Genomic DNA, 22,412 nt, shown 5'->3' on the forward strand with positions numbered 1-22,412 from the left:
ATCGAGCTTACGGCGGGGACGCGCGGCGTCCCTGCAATCCGGCCGCGGCCATCGCCAGCAGGCCGGCCCCGGCCATGAGCCAGCACGCGACCGGCGCCCACTGCACCAGCGGCGCATAGTCGGGCAGCTTCTGCAGGCCGCCGGCAACGGCGGCGATGCGCGCGAACGTCGCCAGCGCGAGCGCCGAGAACACGAGGCCGGTCACCTTGCCTTCGGCGCCGGTCGATCCGATCGCAAGCGCCGCCGAGATCGCGCTCATCATCATGCAGCCCCAGGCCGCACCGGCGATGAACTGCGCCACGATCAGCACGTTCAGCGCGCCCGCGAGCTCGGCAATGACGATGGCGAGTGCGCCCAGCAGGCCCGCGATGCCCATCACGATCAGCCCGCCGCGATGCTTCACCACGACGCTGGCCGGAAACAGCACGAGGTTGAAGCCGATCCAGAATACCGGCATCAGCCAGGGCAGGTCCTCCGGCTTGGCAAAGCGCAGATAGAACGCCGAGCTGTTGATGCTGAAATGCAGCTGGTAGCCGAGCGCGAGGATCACCATGGCGCCAATGAACAGTAGCGGCAATCCCCGCAGCGGCTTGGGCTCGGGCTTGGATTCGGGCTTGGCCGGCGCTTGCGCGGCCGGACCGGCATCCTGCGGGATGCGCGCGAGACCGAGCGCGGTCAGCAGCAGCACCGCCGATGAGATGACGAACGGCAATCGCGGATCGTAGTCGCGCAGGATCACGCCGAGATATGGCGACACGGCGCCGGCCACGCCATAGCCGAGCATGACCAGCGCTGCCAGGAACGGAATGGCCGGCCGGGCCGCATGGCGCCCGAGCAGGGTCAAGGGCGGCGCGCGCAACACCGAGGAGGTCAGCGCCCAGATCGCGATCAGTCCGATGAAGACCGCTGGACCCGCCGACGCCGCCACGAAAGGCAGCGCGACAAAGGCGGCGCAGGATACCGCAGCCAGCAGGCCGACGAAGAGACCGAACCGCGCGGCGACGCGCCCGATGCGATCGGCCGCGATCCCCATGGCCGTATCCGAGAGCGTGAAGATCGCCTGGTCCAGCATCAGGATCATAACGACGGCCGAGGGCGCGATGCCGGCCTGGGCCGCGAGCTTCGGCAGATAGATCACATAGGTCGTCCACAGCAGCGTGAACACCAGCTGCAGCAGCGCAAGGTGAAGTCCTATTCGCGTCGCCGCCGGCGCTCGCTCCTCCGCAAGTTCGACAGTGCTCATGGCCCCTCTCCCGGGGGCAGCATAGAGCCAAGGATGCCCGTTGCAAAACGAGGAAGGTCACAGACCGGCCAGGACTACCGCGCTCGGCGGAAGGTCAGGTTGATGCGCCGGCGGCCGAGCCGAGCATGCTCACCGTCGGCGAGCGGCGCAACGCCGTGAAATGCGAGCCGCGCCGGCCCGCCCCAGACGACGACGTCGCCGTGGACCAGCCGATAGCGTTGCGTCCTGTCGGTGCGTTTGAGCCCGCCGAACAGAAAGGTCGCGGGCAGCCCGAGCGACACCGAGACGATCGGCGCGCCGATGTCACGCTCATCGCGGTCCTGATGCAGCGACATCCTGGCGCCCGGCTCATAGCGGTTGATCAGGCAGGCATCGGGCGCAAAGCCTGCGAAGCCGGCCTCGCTTGCGGCTTGCTCGGCAAGTTGATGAAACAGCGGAGGCATCGCCGGCCATGGCTGGCCGCTGTCCGGATCAACAGCATCATAGCGGTAGCCGCTGCGATCCGTGACCCAGCCACACGCGCCGCAACTCGTCATCGCGACCGACATCTGATGGCCGCCCGGGGTCACCATGCGGCGGAACGGCGCCTGCGCCGCGATCGTCTCGATCGCGGTGATCAGCTCTGCCTCCTGCGGCCGCGCGAAGCCGCGCAGCAGCACCGCGCCGGGCGCGAGCTGCTCGCGGGCCGGTCCTGCCGCCGCGAGTCCATCGAACAGATCCGCCGTCATGCGCCTCACTTCGCATCGTGAAAGATCACGCCCAGCGTATGGCGCCGGCCGGCGCGCAGCCGGCTGACACCATGGCGCATGTTGACTCGGTAGCTGTCGCGCGTGCCCTGCACCGGACGATTGTGGACCGCGAACACCACGGCATCGCCTTGCCTGAGAGGCACGACCTCGGCCCGCGACTGCATGCGCGGCCGCTGCTCGGTCAGCACGAACTCGCCGCCCTCGAAATCACGCCCCGGCTCGGACAACAGGATCGCGACCTGCAGCGGAAACACGTGCTCGCCATAGAGGTCCTGGTGCAGGCAATTGTAGTCGCCCTCGACATATTGCAGCAGCAGCGGCGTCGGCCTGGTCTGGCCGGCCTGGTGGCAGCGCGCGAGAAAATCGTCGTGCTCGGCGGGATATCGCACATCGATCCCCATCGTCGCGTTCCATCGATTGGCGATCGCGACCAGATGCGCATAGAGCTGCGGCCGCAGCCGAGCGATCGGATCCGGCAGCGGATAGCTGAAATATCTGTACTCGCCGCGCCCGAAGCCATGCCGCGCCATCACCACGCGGCTGCGAAAGCGACTGTCGTCCGGATAGAGCGCCGCCAACGCGCGGCAGTCGTCGGGCGAGAGCAACTGCGTCAACACGGCGCAGCCGCGCGCATCGAGGTCGCGTTCCACCATCGCCCAGTCGACCGCGTTGGGGCGCGGCGTGGGTTCGGGCGACGATGGAGTCATCTTGCGTGCCTTGATCATGCAAGCAATGTGGCCATCAGGCTGGTCCAGCGCCACCCGTTTTCCGGGGTAGAGCAAACTCGATCAGAGACAACGCTGCTCCCCGCGGCCGCCTCAGCCCCGCACCACGCCCTCGACCCCCGCCGCGATCTCCAGCAGCTTGCGGTCATTGCCGCCGGATTGCGCCAGCATCAGGCCGACGGGGACCTCGCCATGGCGGTGCGCCGGCAGCGAGATCGCGCAGCCGTCGATCATGTTGATGAAGGTGCAGTTGCGCAAAGCGCGGATGTTCTCGCGGGCGAAGGCTGCGTCGTCGGCGAGATCGGCGATTTTTGGCGGCGTGTTGGCGGTGGTCGGCATGACAAGCGCGTCGTAGGGCGCGATGCGCGCAGCGGTGCGCTTCACCAGCGAGCGGCGGGCGTTGAGCATCTCGATGTAGTCCGGCACCGTGATCGCCTCGCCGCGCAGGATGCGGACGGAGACGCGCGGATCATAGACGTCGCCCTTGGCGGTCAGCAGGAAGCGGTGCCAGGCGTAGCTCTCGGCCGCGGCAAAGCCGCCCTTCGCGCCGATGACGCCGACGTCGAGGAATTCAGGGAATTCGATGCGCTCGATCAGCGCGCCCTGCTTCGCCAGCGTCTCCAGCGCCCGCTCGAAGGTCTCGGCGACCTCGGCATCGAGCTCGTCGAGCACGATCGTCGTGGGCACCGCGAGCCGCAGGCCCTTCACCGGCCGCGCAGCCAGCGGCCGGATCGGCTCATCGGCCAGCACCGAGTCGAGGATCGCGCAGCAGGCGACGGTGTTGGCGAGCGGACCGAAGCTGTCGAGCGTGGTCGACAGCGGCACGCCGCCGTCGAGCGGCACGCGGGCCTGCGTCGGCTTGAAGCCTGTGATGCCGTTGAAGGCGGCGGGGATGCGGCAGGAGCCGCCGGTGTCGGTGCCCAGCGCGCCATAGGCCATGCGGTCGGCGATCGAGACGGCGGCACCCGACGACGAGCCGCCCGGCACGTGGCCGACCTCGCGCTTCCACGCGCTCTTCGGCGTGCCGTAATGCGGGTTGATGCCGATGCCGGAATAAGCGAACTCGGTCATGTTGGTGCGGCCGATCACGACGAAGCCGGCCCGGCGCAGCCGCGCCACGGCGGGCGCATCGGCCTCGGCCGGCGCGGAGTCGTCGAGCGCGCGCGAGCCGGCGCGGGTCACCTGGCCCTTGATGTCGAACAGGTCCTTGATCGAGACCGGAATGCCGGCGAAGGGCGACGGCGCGGCATTGGCCTTGCGCAGCGCGTCCATGCCGTCGGCGGCCGCCAGCGCGGCGTCCTTGTCGACATGGATGAAGGCGCGCTCCCCCTCACCCGCGGGATCGGCAATGCGGGCGAGACACTCCTCCACCAGCTTGCGCGCGGTGGTGCGGCCGGCGGCGAGATCGTCGGCCAGCGCGGCCAGGGTCGGATTTGAAGCGGTCATGGCGTCCTATCGCGTGTGATCAGCGGCATCGGCCGCGATATCCATATCGAGCAGCGCGGAACTCAGCGACTTGCCGTGCGCATCCAGCGCCAGCGAGCGGGTCACCCCGCCGCCGAGCGCCCGGCTCATCACGAAATTCAGCGCCGCAATGTTGGGCAGCTCATAGCGGACCACCTCGCCCCGGACAATGCCGGCAAAGTGGGCCCTGACCCGCTCGGCCGTCACCTGTGCGCGCAGCAATGGATAATCCTTGGCGTCGTAGGCGATGACGGAGATGTTCGAGGTATCACCTTTGTCGCCGGTCCTGGAATGGGCGATGTCGCGCAGCTTCATCTCGTCTCCGATCATGCGGCCGCATCAAAGACCAATTTTCACCGGACGGCAATTGCTGCCCGGGACACCTCTGCGCTTGCCGGAGAGCGGCATGCGCGGCGTGATGGACCGTTGACGCGTCTGCTTCAAATGGCGCATCACATCCGGCAAATGAGCAGGCGACGGAGCCCGCCACAGGGAGGATCCATCGGATGGCCGAGCCAGCGCGCGCACGTCCCAAGCCGACACCCGAGACCCAGCATTTCTGGGACGGCACCAGAGCCGCTGAATTGCGACTGCAGCGCTGCGACGCCTGCGCCCACGTCTACTTCCCGCCGCGCCCGTTCTGTCCGGCCTGCGCCAGCCGCAAGGTCAGCGTCTTCAAGGCCACGGGCAAAGGCACGCTCTACAGCTACGTCATCAACCATCGTCCCCCTGCGCCCGGCTTCACGCCGCCCTACGCCATTGCCGTCGTGGCGCTCGAAGAGGGCCCGCGCATGATGAGCAACATCACGGGCTGCCCGCAGACACCGGAGGCATTGGAGCTCGACATGGCCCTCGAAGTCACATTCGAGAAAATGGACGAGCAGATCACCCTGCCCCTGTTCCGTCCGGCGAAGGGCTGAGCCGATGCGCAGAAACCAGGTTGCCGTGGTCGGCGCCGCCGAGACCACCGAGCTCGGAATCATCCCGACGATGTCGCAGATCCAGCTGCATGCGGACGCGGCGCTGAATGCCATCGCCGATGCCGGGCTCAAGCTGTCGGACGTCGACGGCTTCGCCACCGCGGTCGAGACGCCGCAGCAGATCTGCCATTATCTCGGCATCACACCAACCTGGGTCGACGGCACCTCGGTCGGCGGCTGCTCCTTCATGCTGCATGTCCGCCACGCAGCCGCGGCGATCGAGGCCGGCCTGTGCAAGACCGTGCTGATCACCCATGCCGAGAGCGGCAAGTCGATGATCGGCAAGCTGCCGCGCTCGATTCCGCCTGACAGCCTGCAGGGCCAGTTCGAGGCGCCGTTCGGCATCTCAGGGCCGCCCAGCATGTTCCCGATCCCCGTGCTGCGCTACATGAAGACCTACGGCATCACCCATGAGCAGCTCGCGATGGTGGCGGTGGTGCAGCGCGAATGGGCGGCAAGGAACCCGCGCGCGATGATGAAGGACCCGATCACGGTCGAGGACGTGCTGAACTCGCGCATGATCGCCTATCCGTTCCGGCTGCTGCAATGCTGTCTCGTCACCGATGGCGGCGGCGCGCTGATCCTGACCTCGGCCGATCGCGCCAAGGATTTTCCGCAGAGGCCAGTCTATGTTCTCGGCACCGGCGAAAGCGTGGAGACGCCGATGGTCAGCCAGATGGAGACGTTCAATTCATCGCGTGCCTTCAAGGTCGCGGGCCCCCTCGCCTTCAAGGAGGCCGGCATCGGCCATGCCGACGTCGACCATCTCATGATCTACGACGCGTTCGCGCATCTGCCGCTGTTCGGTCTCGGTGATCTCGGCTTCATGCCGCATGAGGAGACCGGGCCGTTCATCGCCGCCGGACACACACGTCCCGGCGGCAAGCTGCCGCTCAATACCAATGGCGGCGGCCTGTCCTACATGCATTCTGGCATGTACGGCATGTATGCGCTGCAGGAGAGCGTGCGCCAGATGCGCGGCATCGCCCCGGCGCAGGTGCCGGGAGCCAAGATCTCGGTGTGTCACGGCGTCGGCGGCATGTTCGCCGCGTCAGGGACGATTATTTTTACGAACGAAAGATAACCACCGTCATTCCGGGGCGCGCGAAAGCGCGAACCCGGAATCTCGAGATTCCGGGTCTGGTGCTGCACACCAGCCCGGAATGACGGGGCAAAACAAGGAGACCTCCCCATGACCAAATCGCTCCAGGACAAAGTCATCATCGTCACCGGCGCCGGCCGCGGCATCGGCCGCGAGATCGCGCTGCTGTGCGCCGCCGAAGGTGCCAAGGTCGTCGTCAACGATCCCGGCGTCGCCTCCGACGGCTCGGGCACCAGCGCGGCGCCGGCGGAGGAAGTGGTCGAGGAAATCAAGAAGCGCGGCGGCACGGCGGTGGCGAATTTCGAGAGCGTGTCCGAAGCGATCCCGGCCAACAAGATCGTGAAGGCAGCGACCGACCACTTCGGCAAGCTCGACGGCGTGGTCAACAATGCCGGCATCCTGCGCGACATGATCTTCCACAAGATGAGCATCGAGGCATTCGAAGCCGTCATCAAGGTCCACCTGATGGGTTCGTTCTATGTCGCTCACTCCGCCGCGCGGCTGTTCCGCGAGCAGGAGAGCGGCTCCTTCGTCCATTTCACCTCGACCTCAGGCCTGATCGGCAATTATGGCCAGGCCAACTACGCCGCGGCAAAGCTCGGCATCGTCGGCCTGTCGAAGTCGATCGCGCTCGACATGGGCCGCTTCAACGTGCGCTCCAATTGCGTCTCGCCGTTTGCCTGGAGCCGCATGATCGGCACCATCCCGGCGGAGACCGAGGCCGAGAAGGAGCGCGTCGAACGCATGAAGCGGATGGGGCCCGAGAAGATCGCGCCCGTCGTCGCCTATCTGCTCAGCGATGCCTCGAAAGACGTCACCGGCCAGATCTTCGCCGTTCGCATGAACGAGATCTTCCTGATGAGCCAGTCGCGCCCGCTGCGCTCGGTGCACCGCGGCGAAGGCTGGACGCCGCAGACCATTGCGGAGCATGGCATGCCGGCGCTGAAGCCGTCGTTCTACAAGCTCGATCGTTCCGCCGACGTGTTCGGCTGGGATCCGATCTGAGATTTGCAGCGCGCAAAATCTGCTTGCAGCGCACACCATCTCAAGTTGTTTTTTGTCCAAACGACCCGCGCGTTGCCATGATTTCGTCGTATGGTCGCCTCCCAACAAAAGTCGGGAGGACATAGATGACGAATGCACGACACGACCTCACGCAGGATTCGCCGGCCGGAACTGATGGCTTCGACCGGCGCATGCTCCTCAAGGGCGTCGCCGGCTTTGCCGCGGCGGCAGCGGCAGTCTCGCCGGCCGGTGCCCGCGATTTCGGACCGGGCGCGCAGCCGCAACGCTATCCGGATCCCGACATCGTCGTGATCGACGAGAAGCGCTTCAAGGCCAAGGTTGGCAACACCACGATCAAGCGTCTGTTCACCGGCTGCCTGTGGGCGGAAGGTCCGGCCTGGAACGCGCAGGCGCAGTATCTGGTCTGGAGCGACATCCCGAACAACCGACAACTGCGCTATCTCGACGACGACGGCCACATCTCCCAGCAGTTCCGCAAGCCATCGAACGAGTCGAACGGCAATACCTTCGATTATGAAGGACGGCAGATCACGGCCGAGCGGACCCGCCTCGTCCGCTTCGAGCACAACGGCTCGGTCACCGTTCTCGCGGAGAAGGCGAACGACAAGCCCCTCAATGGCCCGAACGACATGGTCGTCAATCCCAGCGACAAGTCGATCTGGTTCACCGATCCCGGCTACGGCTCGATCAACCTGTATGAAGGGCAGAACGCCCGCAACGGCTCCAACCAGCCGTTCCAGAAGGAAGCCGTCTACCGCGTCGATGCGCAGTCCGGCGCGATCACCAAGGTCGCGGACGAGCCGTTCAAGCCGAACGGCATCGCCTTCAGCCACGACTACAAGAAGCTCTACGTCTGCGACACCGGCATCACGCACTATCCGAACGCCAAGAACGTGATCTGGCAGTACGACATCAATGGCGACAAGCTGGCGAACCCGAAGGCGTTCATCGACATGACGCTCGACGGCAAGTCGGGCTTCGCGGACGGGCTGCGGGTCGACATCGACGGCAACATCTGGGTCGGCGCCGGCTGGGTCGGCGAAGGCTATGACGGCGTCCACATCTTCGCGCCGGACGGCGTCCGCATCGGCCAGATCAAGCTGCCGGAGATCTGCGCCAATGTCTGCTTCGGCGGCAAGAAGCGCAATCGCCTGTTCATGACCGCGAGCCAATCGCTCTATGCGGTCTATGTGGAGACGCAGGGCGCGCATATCTGTTAGGCCGGAAAACCGCCCTTGCTACGAGGCGTCCCTGCGAAAGCGGGGATGCCTCGTCAACGATGGGGCCACACTCACACTGCCGTCCCGGACAGGCGCGCGGTACGCGCGCGCAGATCCGGGACCCATAACCCCAGGGAGAGGTGCGAGGCACGATGGTCGATCCTCCTCGCCCAGCCACATCTGCCTGCGGCTCCGGGTCCGAATCAAGACCGGGCCCCGACGAACGGACGCACCTCGCCTTCTGAAACGAATAAAGAACTTGCTATTTTTCGGAAATCGTGTTCTTCTCTCGCCATCCCGCCTCATGCAAGGGGCGTAGCGCGCGATCGTCACGACACGCGAGGCGGGGATGCGATGGCCGCGGTTGAGCCGCAGCGTGTCCCTGGATGCGCGGACGAACGGCTTTGCCGCGGACGTGAAATCGCGTGGTCCTGGCGCCCCGAAGCAGGCGTCAAGTCCGTGGTGATGCCCAGCGCATCGCGCGGGCGACGGTGTCTACGAGCCGGCACACCGGGGAGATCGCGTATAAGCGTGAAGACATCGCGCGGGGAATGCCGGATGTTTGGCTGAACCTGTGGTGACTGCCGCCTGCTTTCTTTTCTGCAGGCGGGCCATGGGTGAGGCCTTCACCCGGCATTCCCCGCGCCCTTGCACTCTCGTGAGGGACATGTTCGCTGCATGCACTCGGGCGCGAAACGCCGCGAGGACGAGATCGTATGTCATTTGCTGCTTGAGCCGCAAATCAGTCGCACCACCGCTGTCGTCCCGGGCAAGCCACGATGCGCGCAGTGCGTCGTGGCGCCGACCCGGGACCCATACGCCGCGGCGGCCGTGATAGGCGAAGGTCGACAACGCATTCGCCCCAAACTACTCCCTGGGGTTATGGGTCCCGGCGTTCGCCGGGACGACAGAGAGTCTGTGGTTACAGCCGAGCTATCCCGTATTTCTCAACCCCGCCGAGATGCCGTTGATCGTCAGCTGAATCCCGCGCAGCACCTGCTCGTCCGGGTTCTGCGCGCGGTGCTCCTTGAGAAGCTCGACCTGCACGTGGTTGAGTGGATCGAGATACGGAAAGCGGTTGCGCACCGAGCGCTCCAGCAGCGGATTGCCCTGCAGCAAGCGCTCCTGTCCCATGATATCGAGCAACGTCTCGATCACCAGATTCCATTCGCGCCGGATGCGGCCAAAAATCTTTTCGCGCAGGGCCTCGTCCGGGACCAGCTCGGCATAGCGCGAGGCGATGGCGATCGAGCTCTTGGCGAGCACCATGTCCATGTTCGACAGCAGCATGCGGAAGAACGGCCATTCCTGATAAAGCTCGCGCAGGAATGGCATGCCCTGCTCCGGATTTTCCGCGATCCAGGTCTCGACCGCGCTGCCGAAGCCGTACCAGCCCGGCAGCATCAGCCGGCACTGCGCCCAGGAGAACACCCAGGGGATCGCACGCAGGTCCTCGATCGCGCGGGTTTTCTTGCGCGAGGCCGGGCGGCTGCCGATGTTGAGGGTGGCGATCTCGTTGATGACCGTCGAGGCCCAGAAATATTCGACGAAGCCGTCGGTTTCGTAGACGAGGCCCCGATAGGCCTTGAAGGCGAGCTCCGAGAGCCGGTCCATCGCAGTGAGATATTCGCGCTTCGGCGCCGGCTGCCGCGGATGCAGCAGGCTGGCCTCGAGCGTCGCGGCGGCGAGAATTTCCAGATTGTTACGTCCGACCTCGGCGTTGGAATATTTGCTGGAGATGATCTCGCCCTGCTCGGTGATCCGGATCTGGCCGTTCACAGCGCCGCCGGGCTGGGCGATGATGGCGTCATAGCTCGGACCGCCGCCGCGGCCGACCGATCCGCCGCGGCCATGGAACAGCCTGAGCCGAATGCCATGGCGTTCGAAGATGTCGACCAGGCCGATCTCGGCCTTGTAGAGCTCCCAGCCCGAGGTGACGAAGCCGCCGTCCTTGTTGCTGTCGGAATAGCCGAGCATGACCTCCTGCACGGCGCCGCGGCTGTCGACCAGGCGGCGGTAGTCGTGCAGCGCCAGCATGCGGTCCATGATGGCGCTGGAGGCCTGCAGGTCCTCGATGGTCTCGAACAGCGGCACGATATTGACGGCGCAGCGGCCCGATGGATCGATCAGGCCGACCTCCTTGAGCAGCAGCGCCACCTCGAGCATGTCGGACATGCCCTTGCACATCGAGATGATGCACTGGGGGATCACGTCGGCGCCGAAGGTCGCGTGCGCCTCGGCAGCGGCGCGGAACAGCGCGAGCTCGCCGACGGTCTCATCGCTGTACTTGACGAATTGCGACACCAGCGGCCTGGCGTTGCGCAGCTCGCTGACAAGCAGGCCGACCCGCGCATCCTCGCTCAGCGCCATATAGGACATGCCGGGCATCGCGGTGTCGATCAGCTCGGCGACGGTTCGCTCGTGCACCGCCGAGTTCTGGCGGATGTCGAGCCGGGCCAGATGGAAGCCGAAGCAATCCACGGCACGCCGCAGCAGCCGCAGCCGCCCGCGGGCGATCACCTCGGCATTGTTGGCGACCAGCGAGTGATGCAGCACGTCGAGATCATCCTGCATCTGCTTGACGCTGTCGTAAGGCGCCACGGCCGCCACGGGAAGGCGGCTGATCTGGATACCGAGCTTCTTCGCCGTCGCCGCCAAGCGCGCATAGATGCCGGACACCGCCAGGCGATATGGCTCGCCGTGACGATGCGGCGACGTGTCCGGCGAGCGCTCGGCCAGCGCACGCAGCTCCTCGGAGACATCGGCGAGATGCGCGGCGATGGACAGCTCGCTGCCGAGCAGGTGCAGTTCCTCGAGATAGTAGTGCAGCGCCAGGCTGGATTGCAGCTTGAGCGTTCCGCGCATCACTTCGGCGGTGACGAACGGATTGCCGTCGCGATCGCCGCCGATCCAGCTCCCCATGCGCAGGAACGAGGCGAGATCGCCCGCCACCTCCGCTCCGTCATTGAGCCGATCCTCGAGCGAGCACAGCAGACGCGGCACCTCACGCAGAAACGTGTAGTCGTAGAACGACAGCCCGTTGGTGACCTCGTCGAGCACCGTCAGCTTGGTCCGGCGCAGCAGGTTGGTCTGCCACAAGGTCAGCACGGCGCGGCGCAGCGCCTCGTCATTGGCCTCGCGCTCATCCGGCGTCAGCTGCATCCGCTCGCGGCGGTCGAGCAGCATCGCGATCTCCATCTCGCGATCCATCGTGCTCTTGCGCCGCACCTCGGTCGGGTGCGCGGTCAGGACCGGGCTGACCAGCGCCGTCGAGAAGAACTTGCGCAGATCGGAAGCCTCGAACCCGGCGGATTTGGCGTGAGCGAGCGTCGCCGCCAGCATGCCGGCCCCGCCATTGGAGTCGCTCTTGGCACGCATGCGTCGGATGTTGTTCTGGTCCTCGGCAATGTTGGCGAGGTGCGAGAAATAGCTGAAGGCGCGGACGATGCGGACCGTCTCAGCCGTCGTCATGCCGTCGAGGATCTGCTCCAGCTCGCGCCGCGCTTGGCGGTCTTCGTCGCGGTGGAAGCGCACCGAGGTCTGGCGGATGCGCTCGACGAGGTCGAACAATTCGGCGCCTTCCTGGTCGCGGACCGTATCGCCGAGGATGCGGCCGAGCAGCCGGATATCGTCCCGGAGCCGCGCATCCTCCTCCATGGCCTGCGCCTCGGCAGCGCGGTTGGGACGGATTTCCTCTGTCATGGCTTGCGGCGACATGGATGCGCTCTCCAGCAGCTGCCCATTTACGGGTCAGTCTGCCGTATCTATACCGCAGCGCAAGATCAAGAAAGAGGCGTCGCCTGCCCTATTCAATGCTCACGTGACGTCTTCTCATCGCTGAGAGCCGCCAATCGATCAGATCTTTCGCCCTGCCTGCGCCCAATAGGGGTCGCGCAGCCGCCGCTTGAAGATCTTGCCGGAATCCTCACGAGGCAATTTGTCCTGGATTTCGATGTGCTTGGGCACCTTGTAGTCGGCCAGCGAAGCCCTGAGCCGGTGTCTGATCTCGCCGGTGTCCAGCACGACGCCGGGCTGCGGCTCGACCACGGCCATCAGGGCTTCCCCGAACTCGGCATCGGGAATGCCAAATACCGCGCAATCGTGCACGCCGGGCACGGCATGCAATACGGCTTCGATCTCGGCCGGATAAATGTTGACGCCGCCGGAGATCACCATGTCGCGCTTGCGGTCGCACAGGAAGACGTAGCCCTCGGCATCGATGTAGCCGACATCGCCCGAGGTGATGAAGCCGTCGCGGTCGATCTCGGCAAGCTTCTCCGGCTTGTTGTGATAGGTAAAATCCGGATTGCCCGCGATGCGCGAATAGATCTCGCCAACCTCGCCCTGCGGCAGGATGCGGCCGTCCTCGCCGAGGAAACGAAGCTCGGCGCCCGGCGAGACCTTGCCGACGGTGCCTGGCTTCCTCAGCGCGTCCTCGGAGGTTGCGAAGGTGACGGCGCCGGATTCGGTCGAGCCGTAGAACTCGTAGATGACCGGCCCCCACCAGTCGATCATCGCGCGCTTGACGTCGGCCGGGCACGGCGCGGCAGCGTGAATGACATGGCGCAGCGACGATACGTCGTAGCGGCGGCGAACCTCCTCCGGCAGCTTCATCAGCCGGATGAACATGGTCGGCACCATGAAGATCGTATCAATCCGCTCTGTCTGGATGATGCCGAGAAATTCTTCCGGCTCGAAGCGCGGCATCAGCACCAGCGCGCCGCCGAGACGTCCGGCACGCAGGCCGAACGCATTCGGGGCAGAATGATACAGCGGCCCCGGCAAGAGCGCGCGCGAGCCCGGCTTCAAGCCGTAGATCAACGCTCGCATGCGCTCGGCCGACGCGGCCTGCTCCACCGTCGGCGCATTGCGGCGGACGCCCTTGGGATGACCGGTCGTGCCCGAGGTGTAGATCATGTTCTGCGGCTGTGGCACCTGCGGCCCTTCGTAAGGGCTCTGCTGGGCAAGCCAGCCCTCGAACTCGATTGCGAACTCCGGTGTCGCGAGCAGATCCGCGCCGATCTTGTAGTTGGACAGAATCTCCGGCGGTGTGGGCACGCTGAGCGCCGTGACATCGGCCGGTATCGCCCCGGCGAGCTGATGCAGCAGATCGGCGTGACCGATCAGCACCTTGGTCGCGGAGTCCTTGAGGATGTAGTCGATCTCCTCCGGCTTGAAGTGCCAGTTCACCGGCACGCCATAGGCGCCCAGCCGCATCGCGCCATAGGCCGCCTCGATGAAGGCGATGTCGTTGCGCATCAGCATGCAGACGCAATCGCCCTGGCCCACGCCGAGCTGCGCGAGGCCGCTGGCGATCCGCGCGGCGCGGTCGGCGATTTCGGCGTGGCTGCGCCGGCGCTCGCCGGAGATGATGCCGCAGAACAGGGAGGACGTTTCCATTTTCTCTGCTATCCGATCTGGCGTCGGTTTGAGTTTCGGCCGTCACTCCGGGGCGATGCGCCGCGACAAAACGGCGGAGCCGTCTTGCGCGGAGCATCGAACTCAGGTGCGCAGTTGCGCACCGGAGAATCTCGAGATTCCGGGCCTGCTCCTTCGGAGCATCCCGGAATGACGGACTCAGTCCGCAAACTTCGGCGCGCGCTTCTCGATGTTGGCGCGCACCGATTCGAGCTGGTTCGGACTGCCGATCAGCTTCTGCTGCTCGACCGATTCGGCGAGCAGCACCGGCCCCGGATCGACCGAGAGATTGTTCAGCATCCGCTTGGCGGCGCGGATCGCATCCGGATTCTTGCCGGCAATCTCCCGTGCGGTCTCCAGCGCAGCCGCGCGCGGATCGGCGCAGATGCGGGTGACGAGGCCGTAGGACTGGCCTTCCTCCGGCGAGAACACCCGGCCCGTGTAGGTCAACTCGCGCAGGATGTCGTCGCGCATCAGGGTGGCCAGGATCGGCGTGCCCGCCATGTCGGGCACGAGACCCCATTTGATCTCCATGATCGACATCTTGGTGTCGGGCGCGACGTAGCGCATGTCCGCGCCGAGCGCGAGCTGGAAGCCGCCGCCATAGGCGACGCCATGCACTGCAGCAATCACCGGCACCGGCAGCTGCCGCCAGCCCCAGACAGCCTGCTGGGCGAAATTCGCCTTGCCGTGGGTGCGAATGGTGAGATCGCGCGTCTCGCCGCCGGGTATGCCATTGCCGCCGGACTCCTTCATCGCGGCGAAGCGGCCCATGTCGAGGCCGGCGCAGAAGGCACGCCCCTCGCCGGACAGCACCACCGCCCGCAGTCCCTTCTCCTTCGACAGCCGGTCGGTCGCCGCGACCAGCGCCTCGAACATCTCCATGTCCAACGCATTCATCTTGTCGGCGCGAACCAGGCGAACGTCGGCGACGCCGTCCTTGATCTCGATCGCGAGGCGGTTGTCCATCGAGCGGTCTCCCTACGGATGTCTTTGTGACTTTACAGAAGGCTGTCGGAGCGATTTAGTCAATCGACCAATTAACTCACAACATGTCAGGCGGAAACTCCCATGTTCAAGGACAATCTCCTCGAAGGTCGACGCATTCTGGTGACCGGCGGCGGCACGGGCCTTGGCAAAGCGATGGCTGCACGCTTCCTGCAACTCGGCGCCGAAGTGCATATTTGCGGCCGGCGGAAAATCGTCTGCGACGAGACCGCGACCGAACTCATGGACCTCTACGGCGGCCGCGTGACCAGCCATGGCGTCGACATCCGCAATGCCATGGCGGTGGAGGAAATGATCGAGGCCATCTTCCAGGAAGGCGGCCTCACCGATCTGATCAACAACGCGGCCGGCAACTTCATCTCCCGCACCGAGGAATTGAGCCCGCGCGGTTTTGACGCGGTCGCCAACATCGTGATGCACGGCACGTTCTACGTGACGCATGCCGTCGGCAAGCGCTGGATCGCCGCGAAGCAGCCGGGCAACGTCGTGTCGATCACGGTAACCTGGGTGCGCAACGGCTCGCCTTACGTGGTGCCATCGGCGATGAGCAAGTCGGCGATCCACGCCATGACGATGTCGCTTGCGACCGAATGGGGCCGCTATGGCATCCGCCTCAACACCATCGCACCCGGCGAAATCCCGACCGAAGGCATGAGCAAGCGCATCAAGCCCGGCGACGAGGCCGGCGCGCGGACCAAGGCGATGAACCCGATGGGTCGCGTCGGCACCATGGAGGAGCTGCAGAACCTCGCGGTGTTCCTGATCTCCGGCGGCTGCAACTGGATCAACGGCGAGACCATCGCGATGGACGGCGCCCAGGCGCTGGCGATGGGCGGCAACTTCTATCAGTTGCGCGACTGGAGCGACGACGATTGGACCAAGGCCAAGGAGTCGATCAAGGCGCAGAATGAGAAGGACCGCGCGACGCGCACGAGCTGATGGTCCAATCACCCGGTTGATCGGCGACGTGCGCCCTGTAGACTGATCGAGAGATGCTTGCTCCGGCGCGATCCGGGGCGAGGACCACGACAAGACATCAAACAAAGAACAAGACGCAATCGGAGGGGAAACATGTCCGTCTCGACGGCATCGTCGACGCTCGTCGACGTCGTGCGCGACAGAGCGCAAACGCTGGGCTCCGCCACCGCCTATGAGTTCGAGGGGCGCATCACCAGCTTCGCCGCGTTCGACCGCAAGACCAACCAGGTCGCCAACGCGCTGAAGGCGCTCGGCATCAAGCCGCACGAGCGGATCGCCTATTTCGGCAAGAACAGCGACATCTATTTCGAGCTGCTCGTCGGCGCCATGAAGGCCAACGTCGTCATGGCGCCGGTGAACTGGCGCCTCGCCGGTCCCGAGGTCGCCTTCATCGTCGAGGATTGCAGGGCTCCTGCCCTCTTCGTCGGGCCGGAATTCATCACGATGATCCGAAACATCCGCGACCAGATTCCAAGCGTGCGGCACATCATCACCACCGAGGGCGGCGCACCGGAATGGCAGGACTACACGGCTTGGCGCGACGCGCAGAGCGCGGATGATCCGGGCGTTCCGATCACGCCGCAGGACATCGCGCTGCAGCTCTACACCTCCGGCACCACCGGCAAGCCGAAGGGCGCGATGCTGTCGCACGCCAACTTCCTCAACCTCGTCAACACCGGCAATCCCGAGGAGAAACCGGACTGGAACAAATGGTCGACCGACGACGTCTCGCTGATCGCGATGCCGATCTTCCACATCGGCGGCTCCGGCTGGGGCCTGATGAGCCTCTATCGCGGCGCCCGCGGCGTGATCGCCCGTGAGTTCGATCCGACCAGGATCCTCGACTTCTTCGAGCAGTCCGGCATCACCAAGCTGTTCATGGTGCCGGCGGCGATGCAGTTCGTGGTGCGGCAGCCGCGCGCGCGGCAGGTCGATTTCTCCCGCCTGAAATACATGCTCTACGGCGCCTCGCCAATCCCGGCCGCGCTGCTCAAGGAATGCATCGACGTGTTCAAATGCGGCTTCGTGCAGATGTATGGCATGACCGAGACCACGGGCACCATCATCGCGCTGCCGCCCGAGGACCATGTCGAGGGACTGGAGCGCATGCGCTCCGCCGGCAAGCCGCTGCCCGGCGTCGAGGTCGCGATCATCGATATCAACGGCAACCCGCTGCCGCCGCGCCAGGTCGGCGAGATCGCCACCCGCTCCGGCACCAACATGACCGGCTACTGGAACCTGCCGGAGGCGACCGCACGCACGCTCGGCAAGGACGGCTGGCTGCGCACGGGTGATGCCGGCTACATGGACGAGGACGGCTACGTCTACATTCACGACCGCATCAAGGACATGATCATCTCCGGCGGCGAGAACATCTATCCGGCCGAGGTCGAGAGCGCGATCTGCGATCATCCCGATGTCGCCGAGGCCGCGGTGATCGGGATTCCCGACGACAAATGGGGCGAGGCCGTCAAGGCGATCGTCGTGATGAAGCCTGGCACGCGCGCCACCGAGACCGACATCATCAATTTCACCCGCACGCGCATCGCCGGTTTCAAGACGCCGAAGAGCGTCGACTTCCTCGACGCCCTGCCGCGCAACCCCTCCGGCAAGATCCTGCGGCGTAATCTGCGCGACCCGTATTGGGCGGGCAAGGACCGGCAGGTCAATTGAGTGCACGCACCGCCATCCTGGATCGCTTCGCTTGCGCTCGCGATGACGCCGTGGAGAGAGTGCGCGCTCCCTCTCCGCCGTCATTGCGAGGCGCCTTGCGCCGAAGCAATCCAGGGCTCCGGAGACGACGCTCGATTGCATCAATTGCGCTTGCGACAGGGCCCTGCCGCTCAACAGCGTGTCACCGCTTGTTCACCCCCATGTAGCCGAACAGGAAGCCGGCGACCTTGCGCATCTGGATCTCCTCGCTGCCCTCGGTGATGCGGTAGCGGCGGTGGTGGCGGTAGATGTGCTCGAACGGCTTGTGGCGCGAATAGCCCATGCCGCCATGGACCTGGATGGCGCGGTCGGCCGCCTCGCAGCACAGACGGTTAGCCCAGTAGTTGCACATCGAGACCTTGTCCGAGAGTGTGTGCTCGACCTGGGCCTGGGTGAGCTGGTCCATCTCCCAGGCCGTCTTGCGGATCAGCAGCCGCAGCATCTCGGCCTGGGTCGCCAGCTCGACCAGCGGCCACTGAATCGCCTGGTTCTCGGCCAGCGCCTTGCCGAACGGTTTGCGCTCACGCGCGTAATTCACACTCTCATTGATGCAGTAGACGGCCGCGCCGAGCGAGCTCGCCGCCTGGCGGATGCGGTTCTCATGGACGAAGCATTGCGCCAGCGACAGCCCGCGCCCGACCTCGCCGAACTGCGCATCCTCCGGCACGAACACGTCGGTGAAGCTGACGCGCGGATGGTCGGTCGGCATGTTGAAGGTCCAGAGATACTCCTCGACCTTCACACCCTCGGTCTTGGCCGGCACCAGAAAGCAGGTGATGCCGCGCGCGTCACCATCATTGCCCGAGGTGCGCGCGAACAGTGCACAGTGGGTGGCGACGTGCATGCCCGTCGTCCACATCTTCTCGCCGTTGATCAGCCAGCCCTTGATGTTGTCGCGGGTGGCCGGAACGGCCTTGGTTTCCATGTGGGTCGCGTCCGAGCCGTGATGCGGCTCGGTGAGACCGAACGTGATGCGGTACTTGCCGGTGATCGAGCCGTCGATCATCGCCTTCTGGTCGTCGCGGCCGTAGCGGTCGAGCATGGTGACGATCGGCAGATTGCCGACGATCGAGTGCTCGTTCTGCAGGTCGTTGTGCAGGCCGAGGCCCTTGGAGGCGAAATGCTCGCGGATCACGGCCATCCAGAGGTTGGACCCGTCCTTGCCGCCATAGCGCTTCGGAATTGCAAAGCGCAGATGGCCGGCCGCATCGGCACGATCCTTGGCCTTGCGCAGCAGTTGCTCCCATTCATGCCGCGGCAGGCCGCCATTCTCGAAATCGGTGCGCGCCCATTCGCGGCGATGATCGAAGAAGCGGATGTTGTCGTCGGCCTGCTCCAGCGGCTTGATCTCGGCGGCGATGAAGCGATCGAGCTCGTCGAGATAGGCGACCAATTCCTTCGGCAAGGAAAAATCCACGGCGTGTCTCCCTGTGCGGTTCGTTGTTGTTCTTGGTCCTGGTCGGCGCGACCTGCCGTCGCGCGCTTGTGGCGCGCAGCGCCGTTGCGTATTTGGATGACTGCAACACCTGCGCAGGCGCTAAGCTGATGCGCGACGGCCAATCAGAAAACAGGAGGAACAGCCGATGGAGCTGAAGTTTTCGAGAGTGACGCGCAAGGGGCCGATCACGATCGTCACCCTGGCACGCCCCGAGGTCTACAACGCCCTGCACATCGAGGCCCATCATGAACTCGAGCGCGTGTTCGACGCCTTCGCCGCCGATCCCGAGCAATGGGTGGCAATTGTCACCGGCGAGGGTGACAAGGCGTTCTGCGCCGGCAACGATCTGAAATGGCAGGCGGCCGGCGGCGCGCGCGGCTGGGGTAAGAGCGGCTTCGCGGGGCTCACCTCCCGCTTCGATTGCGACAAGCCGATCATCGCCGCCGTCAACGGCGTCGCAATGGGCGGCGGCTTCGAGATCGCGCTCGCCTGCGACCTGATCATCGCTTCCGAGAATGCGACCTTCGCGTTGCCCGAGCCGCGCGTCGGCCTCGCCGCGCTCGCCGGCGGCCTGCAGCGGCTGCCGCGCCAGATCGGCATGAAGCGCGCGATGGGCATGATCCTCACCGGTCGACATGTCGGCGCCCGCGAAGGCCATGAGCTCGGCTTCGTCAATGAGGTGGTGCCGCAAGGCGAGGCGCTGGCGGCGGCGGAGCGATGGGCCGAGACGATCGCCAAGAACTCGCCGATGTCGATCCGCGCCTCCAAGCAGGCGATCGAGAAGGGCCTTGCGGTCTCGCTGGAGCAGGCCATCACCGAGCAGCGCGACTACCCGGCGGTGCAGGCGATGATCCATTCGCAGGACTACATCGAGGGACCGAAGGCGTTCTCGGAGAAGCGGCCGCCGAGGTGGCTCGGGCGGTGAGTTATCCGATACTTCGCATGCTCTGGGCCTGATCGCGCCGGGTTGTCTCCGCTCCGTCATGGCCGGGCTTGACCCGGCCATCCACGTCTCGCAGCAGACTCGTGAAGAGATGGATGCCCGGGTCAAGCCCGGGCATGACGCCGGTGGGTTAGGAGCCATCGGTGCTCCTCCCAGCTTCGCGCTTGTAGGACGCGTAGTTCGGCTGATCGACGGCGAGCTTGGCGAGAGTGGTCCGCCAGAGGTGCTGCTTCAGGCCCGGTGTCTGGAGACCAACGGCGCCGCTGGCGATCTGAGCCGTGAGCGCTCGATTGAGTTCGAGTAAATCACCATCCTGTCCCAGCAATTCTCTCAACCGCGCATGCTCCGCCTCATCTGCCGCAGCCGCCTGTGTCAGCTGTCGCACCACGAGATCGAGCGCGTTGATGCCCACGCGCAGCTTGAACGCCTGGTGCCCCGAGATCAGCGGCGCGATGTCGTTGCGCAGGAAGTCGGCGACGGATTGCACCAGCTCGGTCGGCGTCGGCTCGTCCTGCATCAGCCCTCTCCCCTCGGCGCAAGCAGTCGCAACAGATCGATCTCGGTCTCCGACGCGCGGCGGCCGATCACGGCGCGCTCCATCGAATGGTCGGGACCGATGCGAAAACGCTGCATCATGCCGCAGCACATCACGCCCCAGCGCAACGTGCCCATCACTTCCCAGAATTTCACCCTGTCAGGATCGACCTTGCGCCCTGCGGACTCATAACCGGCGAACAGCTCCTCGCGGGAGCCGAAGCCACCGACGGGCTTGTCGATTTCGCCGAAGCGCCAGGAGTTGACGCAGATCCAGCCGAGATCCTCCATGGGATCGCCGAGATGGGCGAGCTCCCAGTCGAGCACGGCGCGCACGCCATCGCGGCCGATGATGAGATTGCCGTTGCGGAAATCACCGTGCACCAGCGTGATCTCGGCCGGGGGACCGGGATCGTTCTGCGACAGCCAGCGCAGGGCCAGATCGAACACCGGGCGCGGCCAGTCGAAGCTTTGATATTCCCGTGCGAGCTCCGCGATCTCCTTGGTCGCGGTCATCCCGCGCAACGCGGGCAGCGTCTCGCGTCGAATCCCGTGGATGCCGGCGGCGATGCCGCCCAGCTGGCGCGCGAGGCGCGGCCGCGCCTCGGCGAATTCGGCATCACGCAGGATCTTGCGCGCGATGGTCTCGCCCTCGACGCGGCGCATGATGAAACCGGCGCCGAGATCGTCCTCCGGCCGCAGCACGTGCAGGACCTCGGGCGACGGCACGCCGGCGGCATAAGCGAGCCGCATCAGCGCCGCCTCGTTGTCGAGCCCGGCGGCACGCCCGGGCGCGGCGCCGTAGCCTTTCGGCGAGCGGCGCAGGATGGCGCCGACATCACCACCGGGATGGACGATGTCGAAGCGCCACGTCTCCTGGCTGGCGCCGCCGGAGAGTTTCGCGGCGCCGCTCACACCGGTCGCCCCCGGCATGAACGAGGCGACGCAGCGGGACAGCTCGGTCTCGATCATTGGCCCTTGAACTTGGCCGGGCGCTTTTCGAGGAACGCGGTGACGCCTTCCTTGAAATCCGAAGTGCTGCCTGCGACGCGCTGCGACTGAAATTCCGCGTTGAGCTGCTCCTCGAAAGAGTTCTCCGGGCTGTCCCAGTACAGCTGGCGGATCTGCGCCAGCGCCACCGTCGGCCCGTTGGCGAGCTCGTGCGCGAGCTTCATCGTCTCCTCCTTCAGGACCGCATCGTCATAGACGCGGTTGACGAGGCCCCATTGCAGCGCCGTCTCGGCCGGCAGCTTCTCGCCCAGCAGCGACAGCTCGATCGCGCGGGCCTTGCCGACGAGGCGCGGCAACAGCCAGGTCGAGCCGCAATCAGGCACCAGTCCGATGCGGCGGAAGGCCTGCAGAAAGTAGGCGGACTTCGCGCACAGGATCATGTCGCCCATCAGTGCGAAGCTCATGCCGGCGCCGGCGGCCGGGCCATTCACCGAGGTCACGATCGGGCAATGCAGATTGCGCAAGCGGCGCAGGAACGGATGGAAGGCGGTCTCGAGCGCGGCGCCGGCATTGCTGCGGCCGGGCTTGGCCTGCGCATTGCGGCCCTGCAGGTTGGCGCCGGTGCAGAACGCGCGGCCGGCGCCCGTCACGACGAGGCAGCGCACCGCAGCCTTCTTCTCCTCGATCTCGTCGAGCGCTTCGGCCAACCCGCCGAGCATGTCGATCGAGACCGCGTTCATCACCTCCTGATGATCGAGCGTGAGGATGGCGACGGGCCCGTCGAAATCGAGCGTGACGTGCTTGTACTGCATGGTTTCCTCTCAAGAGCTTTTCGGTCGCTGCATTCTTCGCGGCGGAAATTCGAAGCGCAGCCCGGTTCGTGCGGCATATTTGATTTTTGCGCTTCGCTTGTCCATGGT

The 22,412-nt window shown here is 65.6% G+C and carries 19 protein-coding genes; 7 read left to right on the forward strand and 12 right to left on the reverse strand.

All coding sequences use genetic code 11. The features are described 5' to 3' along the window. Positions 1-7: 7 nt before the first annotated feature. The 5 genes from QX039_RS25995 to QX039_RS26015 form a co-directional block, all read right to left on the reverse strand. Positions 8-1,243, reverse strand: a complete 1,236-nt coding sequence (locus tag QX039_RS25995) for an MFS transporter (protein WP_315772508.1) — start codon at positions 1,241-1,243, stop codon at positions 8-10. 74 nt (positions 1,244-1,317) lie between these two features. After that, complete coding sequence (gene alkB / locus QX039_RS26000) at positions 1,318-1,971, reverse strand: DNA oxidative demethylase AlkB (protein ID WP_315737271.1); 654 nt, start codon at positions 1,969-1,971, stop codon at positions 1,318-1,320. A 5-nt stretch (positions 1,972-1,976) separates the two neighbouring features. Then, a complete protein-coding gene (locus QX039_RS26005) occupies positions 1,977-2,717 on the reverse strand; it encodes a 2OG-Fe(II) oxygenase (RefSeq protein ID WP_316219533.1) in 741 nt (246 codons plus the stop codon). Positions 2,718-2,810: 93 nt separating this feature from the next. Next, entirely contained in the window at positions 2,811-4,163 is a 1,353-nt protein-coding gene (locus tag QX039_RS26010) for an amidase (protein WP_315772506.1), read from the reverse strand. Between the two features lie 6 nt (positions 4,164-4,169). Next, a complete protein-coding gene (locus QX039_RS26015) occupies positions 4,170-4,496 on the reverse strand; it encodes a hypothetical protein (RefSeq protein WP_315772505.1) in 327 nt (108 codons plus the stop codon). A 191-nt stretch (positions 4,497-4,687) separates the two neighbouring features. Here QX039_RS26015 and QX039_RS26020 point away from each other — a divergent pair, with 191 nt between their 5' ends. The 4 genes from QX039_RS26020 (at position 4,688) to QX039_RS26035 (ending at position 8,509) form a co-directional block, all read left to right on the forward strand. Continuing rightward, positions 4,688-5,101, forward strand: a complete 414-nt coding sequence (locus QX039_RS26020; RefSeq protein WP_315772503.1) for a Zn-ribbon domain-containing OB-fold protein — start codon at positions 4,688-4,690, stop codon at positions 5,099-5,101. A 4-nt stretch (positions 5,102-5,105) separates the two neighbouring features. Then, on the forward strand, positions 5,106-6,245 hold the full coding sequence (locus tag QX039_RS26025; protein WP_315772501.1) for a thiolase C-terminal domain-containing protein: 1,140 nt from the start codon (positions 5,106-5,108) through the stop codon (positions 6,243-6,245). A gap of 108 nt (positions 6,246-6,353) precedes the next feature. Continuing rightward, the gene (locus QX039_RS26030) at positions 6,354-7,268 is read left to right on the forward strand and encodes an SDR family oxidoreductase (protein ID WP_315772499.1); all 915 of its coding nucleotides are present in this window, start codon (positions 6,354-6,356) and stop codon (positions 7,266-7,268) included. A gap of 125 nt (positions 7,269-7,393) precedes the next feature. Beyond that, positions 7,394-8,509, forward strand: coding sequence for an SMP-30/gluconolactonase/LRE family protein (locus tag QX039_RS26035; RefSeq protein WP_315772497.1), 1,116 nt, complete (start codon positions 7,394-7,396; stop codon positions 8,507-8,509). A 933-nt stretch (positions 8,510-9,442) separates the two neighbouring features. On the opposite strand, the gene ppc is transcribed toward QX039_RS26035, so the two are convergent. The 3 genes from ppc to QX039_RS26050 all read right to left on the reverse strand — a co-directional run bounded on the left by ppc (position 9,443) and on the right by QX039_RS26050 (position 14,896). After that, positions 9,443-12,226, reverse strand: a complete 2,784-nt coding sequence (gene ppc / locus QX039_RS26040; protein WP_315772494.1) for a phosphoenolpyruvate carboxylase — start codon at positions 12,224-12,226, stop codon at positions 9,443-9,445. 138 nt (positions 12,227-12,364) lie between these two features. Further along, a complete protein-coding gene (locus tag QX039_RS26045; RefSeq protein WP_315772492.1) occupies positions 12,365-13,909 on the reverse strand; it encodes an acyl-CoA synthetase in 1,545 nt (514 codons plus the stop codon). Positions 13,910-14,086: 177 nt separating this feature from the next. Next, entirely contained in the window at positions 14,087-14,896 is an 810-nt protein-coding gene (locus QX039_RS26050) for a crotonase/enoyl-CoA hydratase family protein (RefSeq protein WP_315772490.1), read from the reverse strand. Positions 14,897-14,998: 102 nt separating this feature from the next. Here QX039_RS26050 and QX039_RS26055 point away from each other — a divergent pair, with 102 nt between their 5' ends. Both QX039_RS26055 and QX039_RS26060 read left to right on the forward strand, forming a co-directional pair. Beyond that, positions 14,999-15,874 carry an SDR family oxidoreductase gene (locus QX039_RS26055; protein ID WP_006613814.1) on the forward strand — a complete coding sequence of 292 codons (876 nt, stop codon included), beginning with the start codon at positions 14,999-15,001 and terminating at the stop codon, positions 15,872-15,874. Between the two features lie 132 nt (positions 15,875-16,006). Then, positions 16,007-17,587 (forward strand): fatty acid--CoA ligase, encoded by a 1,581-nt coding sequence (locus tag QX039_RS26060; RefSeq protein WP_315772488.1) that lies wholly within the window; start codon positions 16,007-16,009, stop codon positions 17,585-17,587. Positions 17,588-17,768: 181 nt separating this feature from the next. Here the strand turns inward: QX039_RS26060 and QX039_RS26065 are convergent, their stop codons facing one another. After that, positions 17,769-19,043 carry an acyl-CoA dehydrogenase family protein gene (locus QX039_RS26065; RefSeq protein ID WP_315737259.1) on the reverse strand — a complete coding sequence of 425 codons (1,275 nt, stop codon included), beginning with the start codon at positions 19,041-19,043 and terminating at the stop codon, positions 17,769-17,771. A gap of 166 nt (positions 19,044-19,209) precedes the next feature. On the opposite strand from QX039_RS26065, the gene QX039_RS26070 reads away from it, so the two are divergent. Further along, entirely contained in the window at positions 19,210-19,989 is a 780-nt protein-coding gene (locus QX039_RS26070; RefSeq protein ID WP_315737258.1) for an enoyl-CoA hydratase-related protein, read from the forward strand. 148 nt (positions 19,990-20,137) lie between these two features. Here QX039_RS26070 and QX039_RS26075 read toward each other — a convergent pair whose 3' ends face one another. The 3 genes from QX039_RS26075 to QX039_RS26085 are packed head-to-tail and all read right to left on the reverse strand — an operon-like array spanning position 20,138 to position 22,304. Continuing rightward, complete coding sequence (locus tag QX039_RS26075) at positions 20,138-20,524, reverse strand: DUF6285 domain-containing protein (RefSeq protein WP_315772486.1); 387 nt, start codon at positions 20,522-20,524, stop codon at positions 20,138-20,140. Continuing rightward, positions 20,524-21,513 carry a phosphotransferase family protein gene (locus QX039_RS26080; RefSeq protein ID WP_315772484.1) on the reverse strand — a complete coding sequence of 330 codons (990 nt, stop codon included), beginning with the start codon at positions 21,511-21,513 and terminating at the stop codon, positions 20,524-20,526. Before QX039_RS26080 ends, QX039_RS26075 begins: the two co-directional genes overlap by 1 nt. Beyond that, positions 21,510-22,304 (reverse strand): enoyl-CoA hydratase/isomerase, encoded by a 795-nt coding sequence (locus QX039_RS26085; RefSeq protein ID WP_315737255.1) that lies wholly within the window; start codon positions 22,302-22,304, stop codon positions 21,510-21,512. Before QX039_RS26085 ends, QX039_RS26080 begins: the two co-directional genes overlap by 4 nt. Positions 22,305-22,412 lie beyond the last annotated feature (108 nt).

Source organism: Bradyrhizobium sp. SZCCHNR1043 (assembly GCF_032489675.1).
In the GTDB taxonomy this organism is placed as follows: domain Bacteria; phylum Pseudomonadota; class Alphaproteobacteria; order Rhizobiales; family Xanthobacteraceae; genus Bradyrhizobium.

Bases quoted from the DNA above. Each gene is read 5' to 3' on its own strand.
- QX039_RS25995 (WP_315772508.1), bottom strand. From the start codon at position 1,243: ATGAGCACTGTCGAACTTGCGGAGGAGCGAGCGCCGGCGGCGACGCGA.
- alkB (WP_315737271.1), bottom strand. From the start codon at position 1,971: ATGACGGCGGATCTGTTCGATGGACTCGCGGCGGCAGGACCGGCCCGC.
- QX039_RS26005 (WP_316219533.1), bottom strand. From the start codon at position 2,717: ATGATCAAGGCACGCAAGATGACTCCATCGTCGCCCGAACCCACGCCG.
- QX039_RS26010 (WP_315772506.1), bottom strand. From the start codon at position 4,163: ATGACCGCTTCAAATCCGACCCTGGCCGCGCTGGCCGACGATCTCGCC.
- QX039_RS26015 (WP_315772505.1), bottom strand. From the start codon at position 4,496: ATGAAGCTGCGCGACATCGCCCATTCCAGGACCGGCGACAAAGGTGAT.
- QX039_RS26020 (WP_315772503.1), top strand. From the start codon at position 4,688: ATGGCCGAGCCAGCGCGCGCACGTCCCAAGCCGACACCCGAGACCCAG.
- QX039_RS26025 (WP_315772501.1), top strand. From the start codon at position 5,106: ATGCGCAGAAACCAGGTTGCCGTGGTCGGCGCCGCCGAGACCACCGAG.
- QX039_RS26030 (WP_315772499.1), top strand. From the start codon at position 6,354: ATGACCAAATCGCTCCAGGACAAAGTCATCATCGTCACCGGCGCCGGC.
- QX039_RS26035 (WP_315772497.1), top strand. From the start codon at position 7,394: ATGACGAATGCACGACACGACCTCACGCAGGATTCGCCGGCCGGAACT.
- ppc (WP_315772494.1), bottom strand. From the start codon at position 12,226: ATGTCGCCGCAAGCCATGACAGAGGAAATCCGTCCCAACCGCGCTGCC.
- QX039_RS26045 (WP_315772492.1), bottom strand. From the start codon at position 13,909: ATGGAAACGTCCTCCCTGTTCTGCGGCATCATCTCCGGCGAGCGCCGG.
- QX039_RS26050 (WP_315772490.1), bottom strand. From the start codon at position 14,896: ATGGACAACCGCCTCGCGATCGAGATCAAGGACGGCGTCGCCGACGTT.
- QX039_RS26055 (WP_006613814.1), top strand. From the start codon at position 14,999: ATGTTCAAGGACAATCTCCTCGAAGGTCGACGCATTCTGGTGACCGGC.
- QX039_RS26060 (WP_315772488.1), top strand. From the start codon at position 16,007: ATGTCCGTCTCGACGGCATCGTCGACGCTCGTCGACGTCGTGCGCGAC.
- QX039_RS26070 (WP_315737258.1), top strand. From the start codon at position 19,210: ATGGAGCTGAAGTTTTCGAGAGTGACGCGCAAGGGGCCGATCACGATC.
- QX039_RS26075 (WP_315772486.1), bottom strand. From the start codon at position 20,524: ATGCAGGACGAGCCGACGCCGACCGAGCTGGTGCAATCCGTCGCCGAC.
- QX039_RS26080 (WP_315772484.1), bottom strand. From the start codon at position 21,513: ATGATCGAGACCGAGCTGTCCCGCTGCGTCGCCTCGTTCATGCCGGGG.
- QX039_RS26085 (WP_315737255.1), bottom strand. From the start codon at position 22,304: ATGCAGTACAAGCACGTCACGCTCGATTTCGACGGGCCCGTCGCCATC.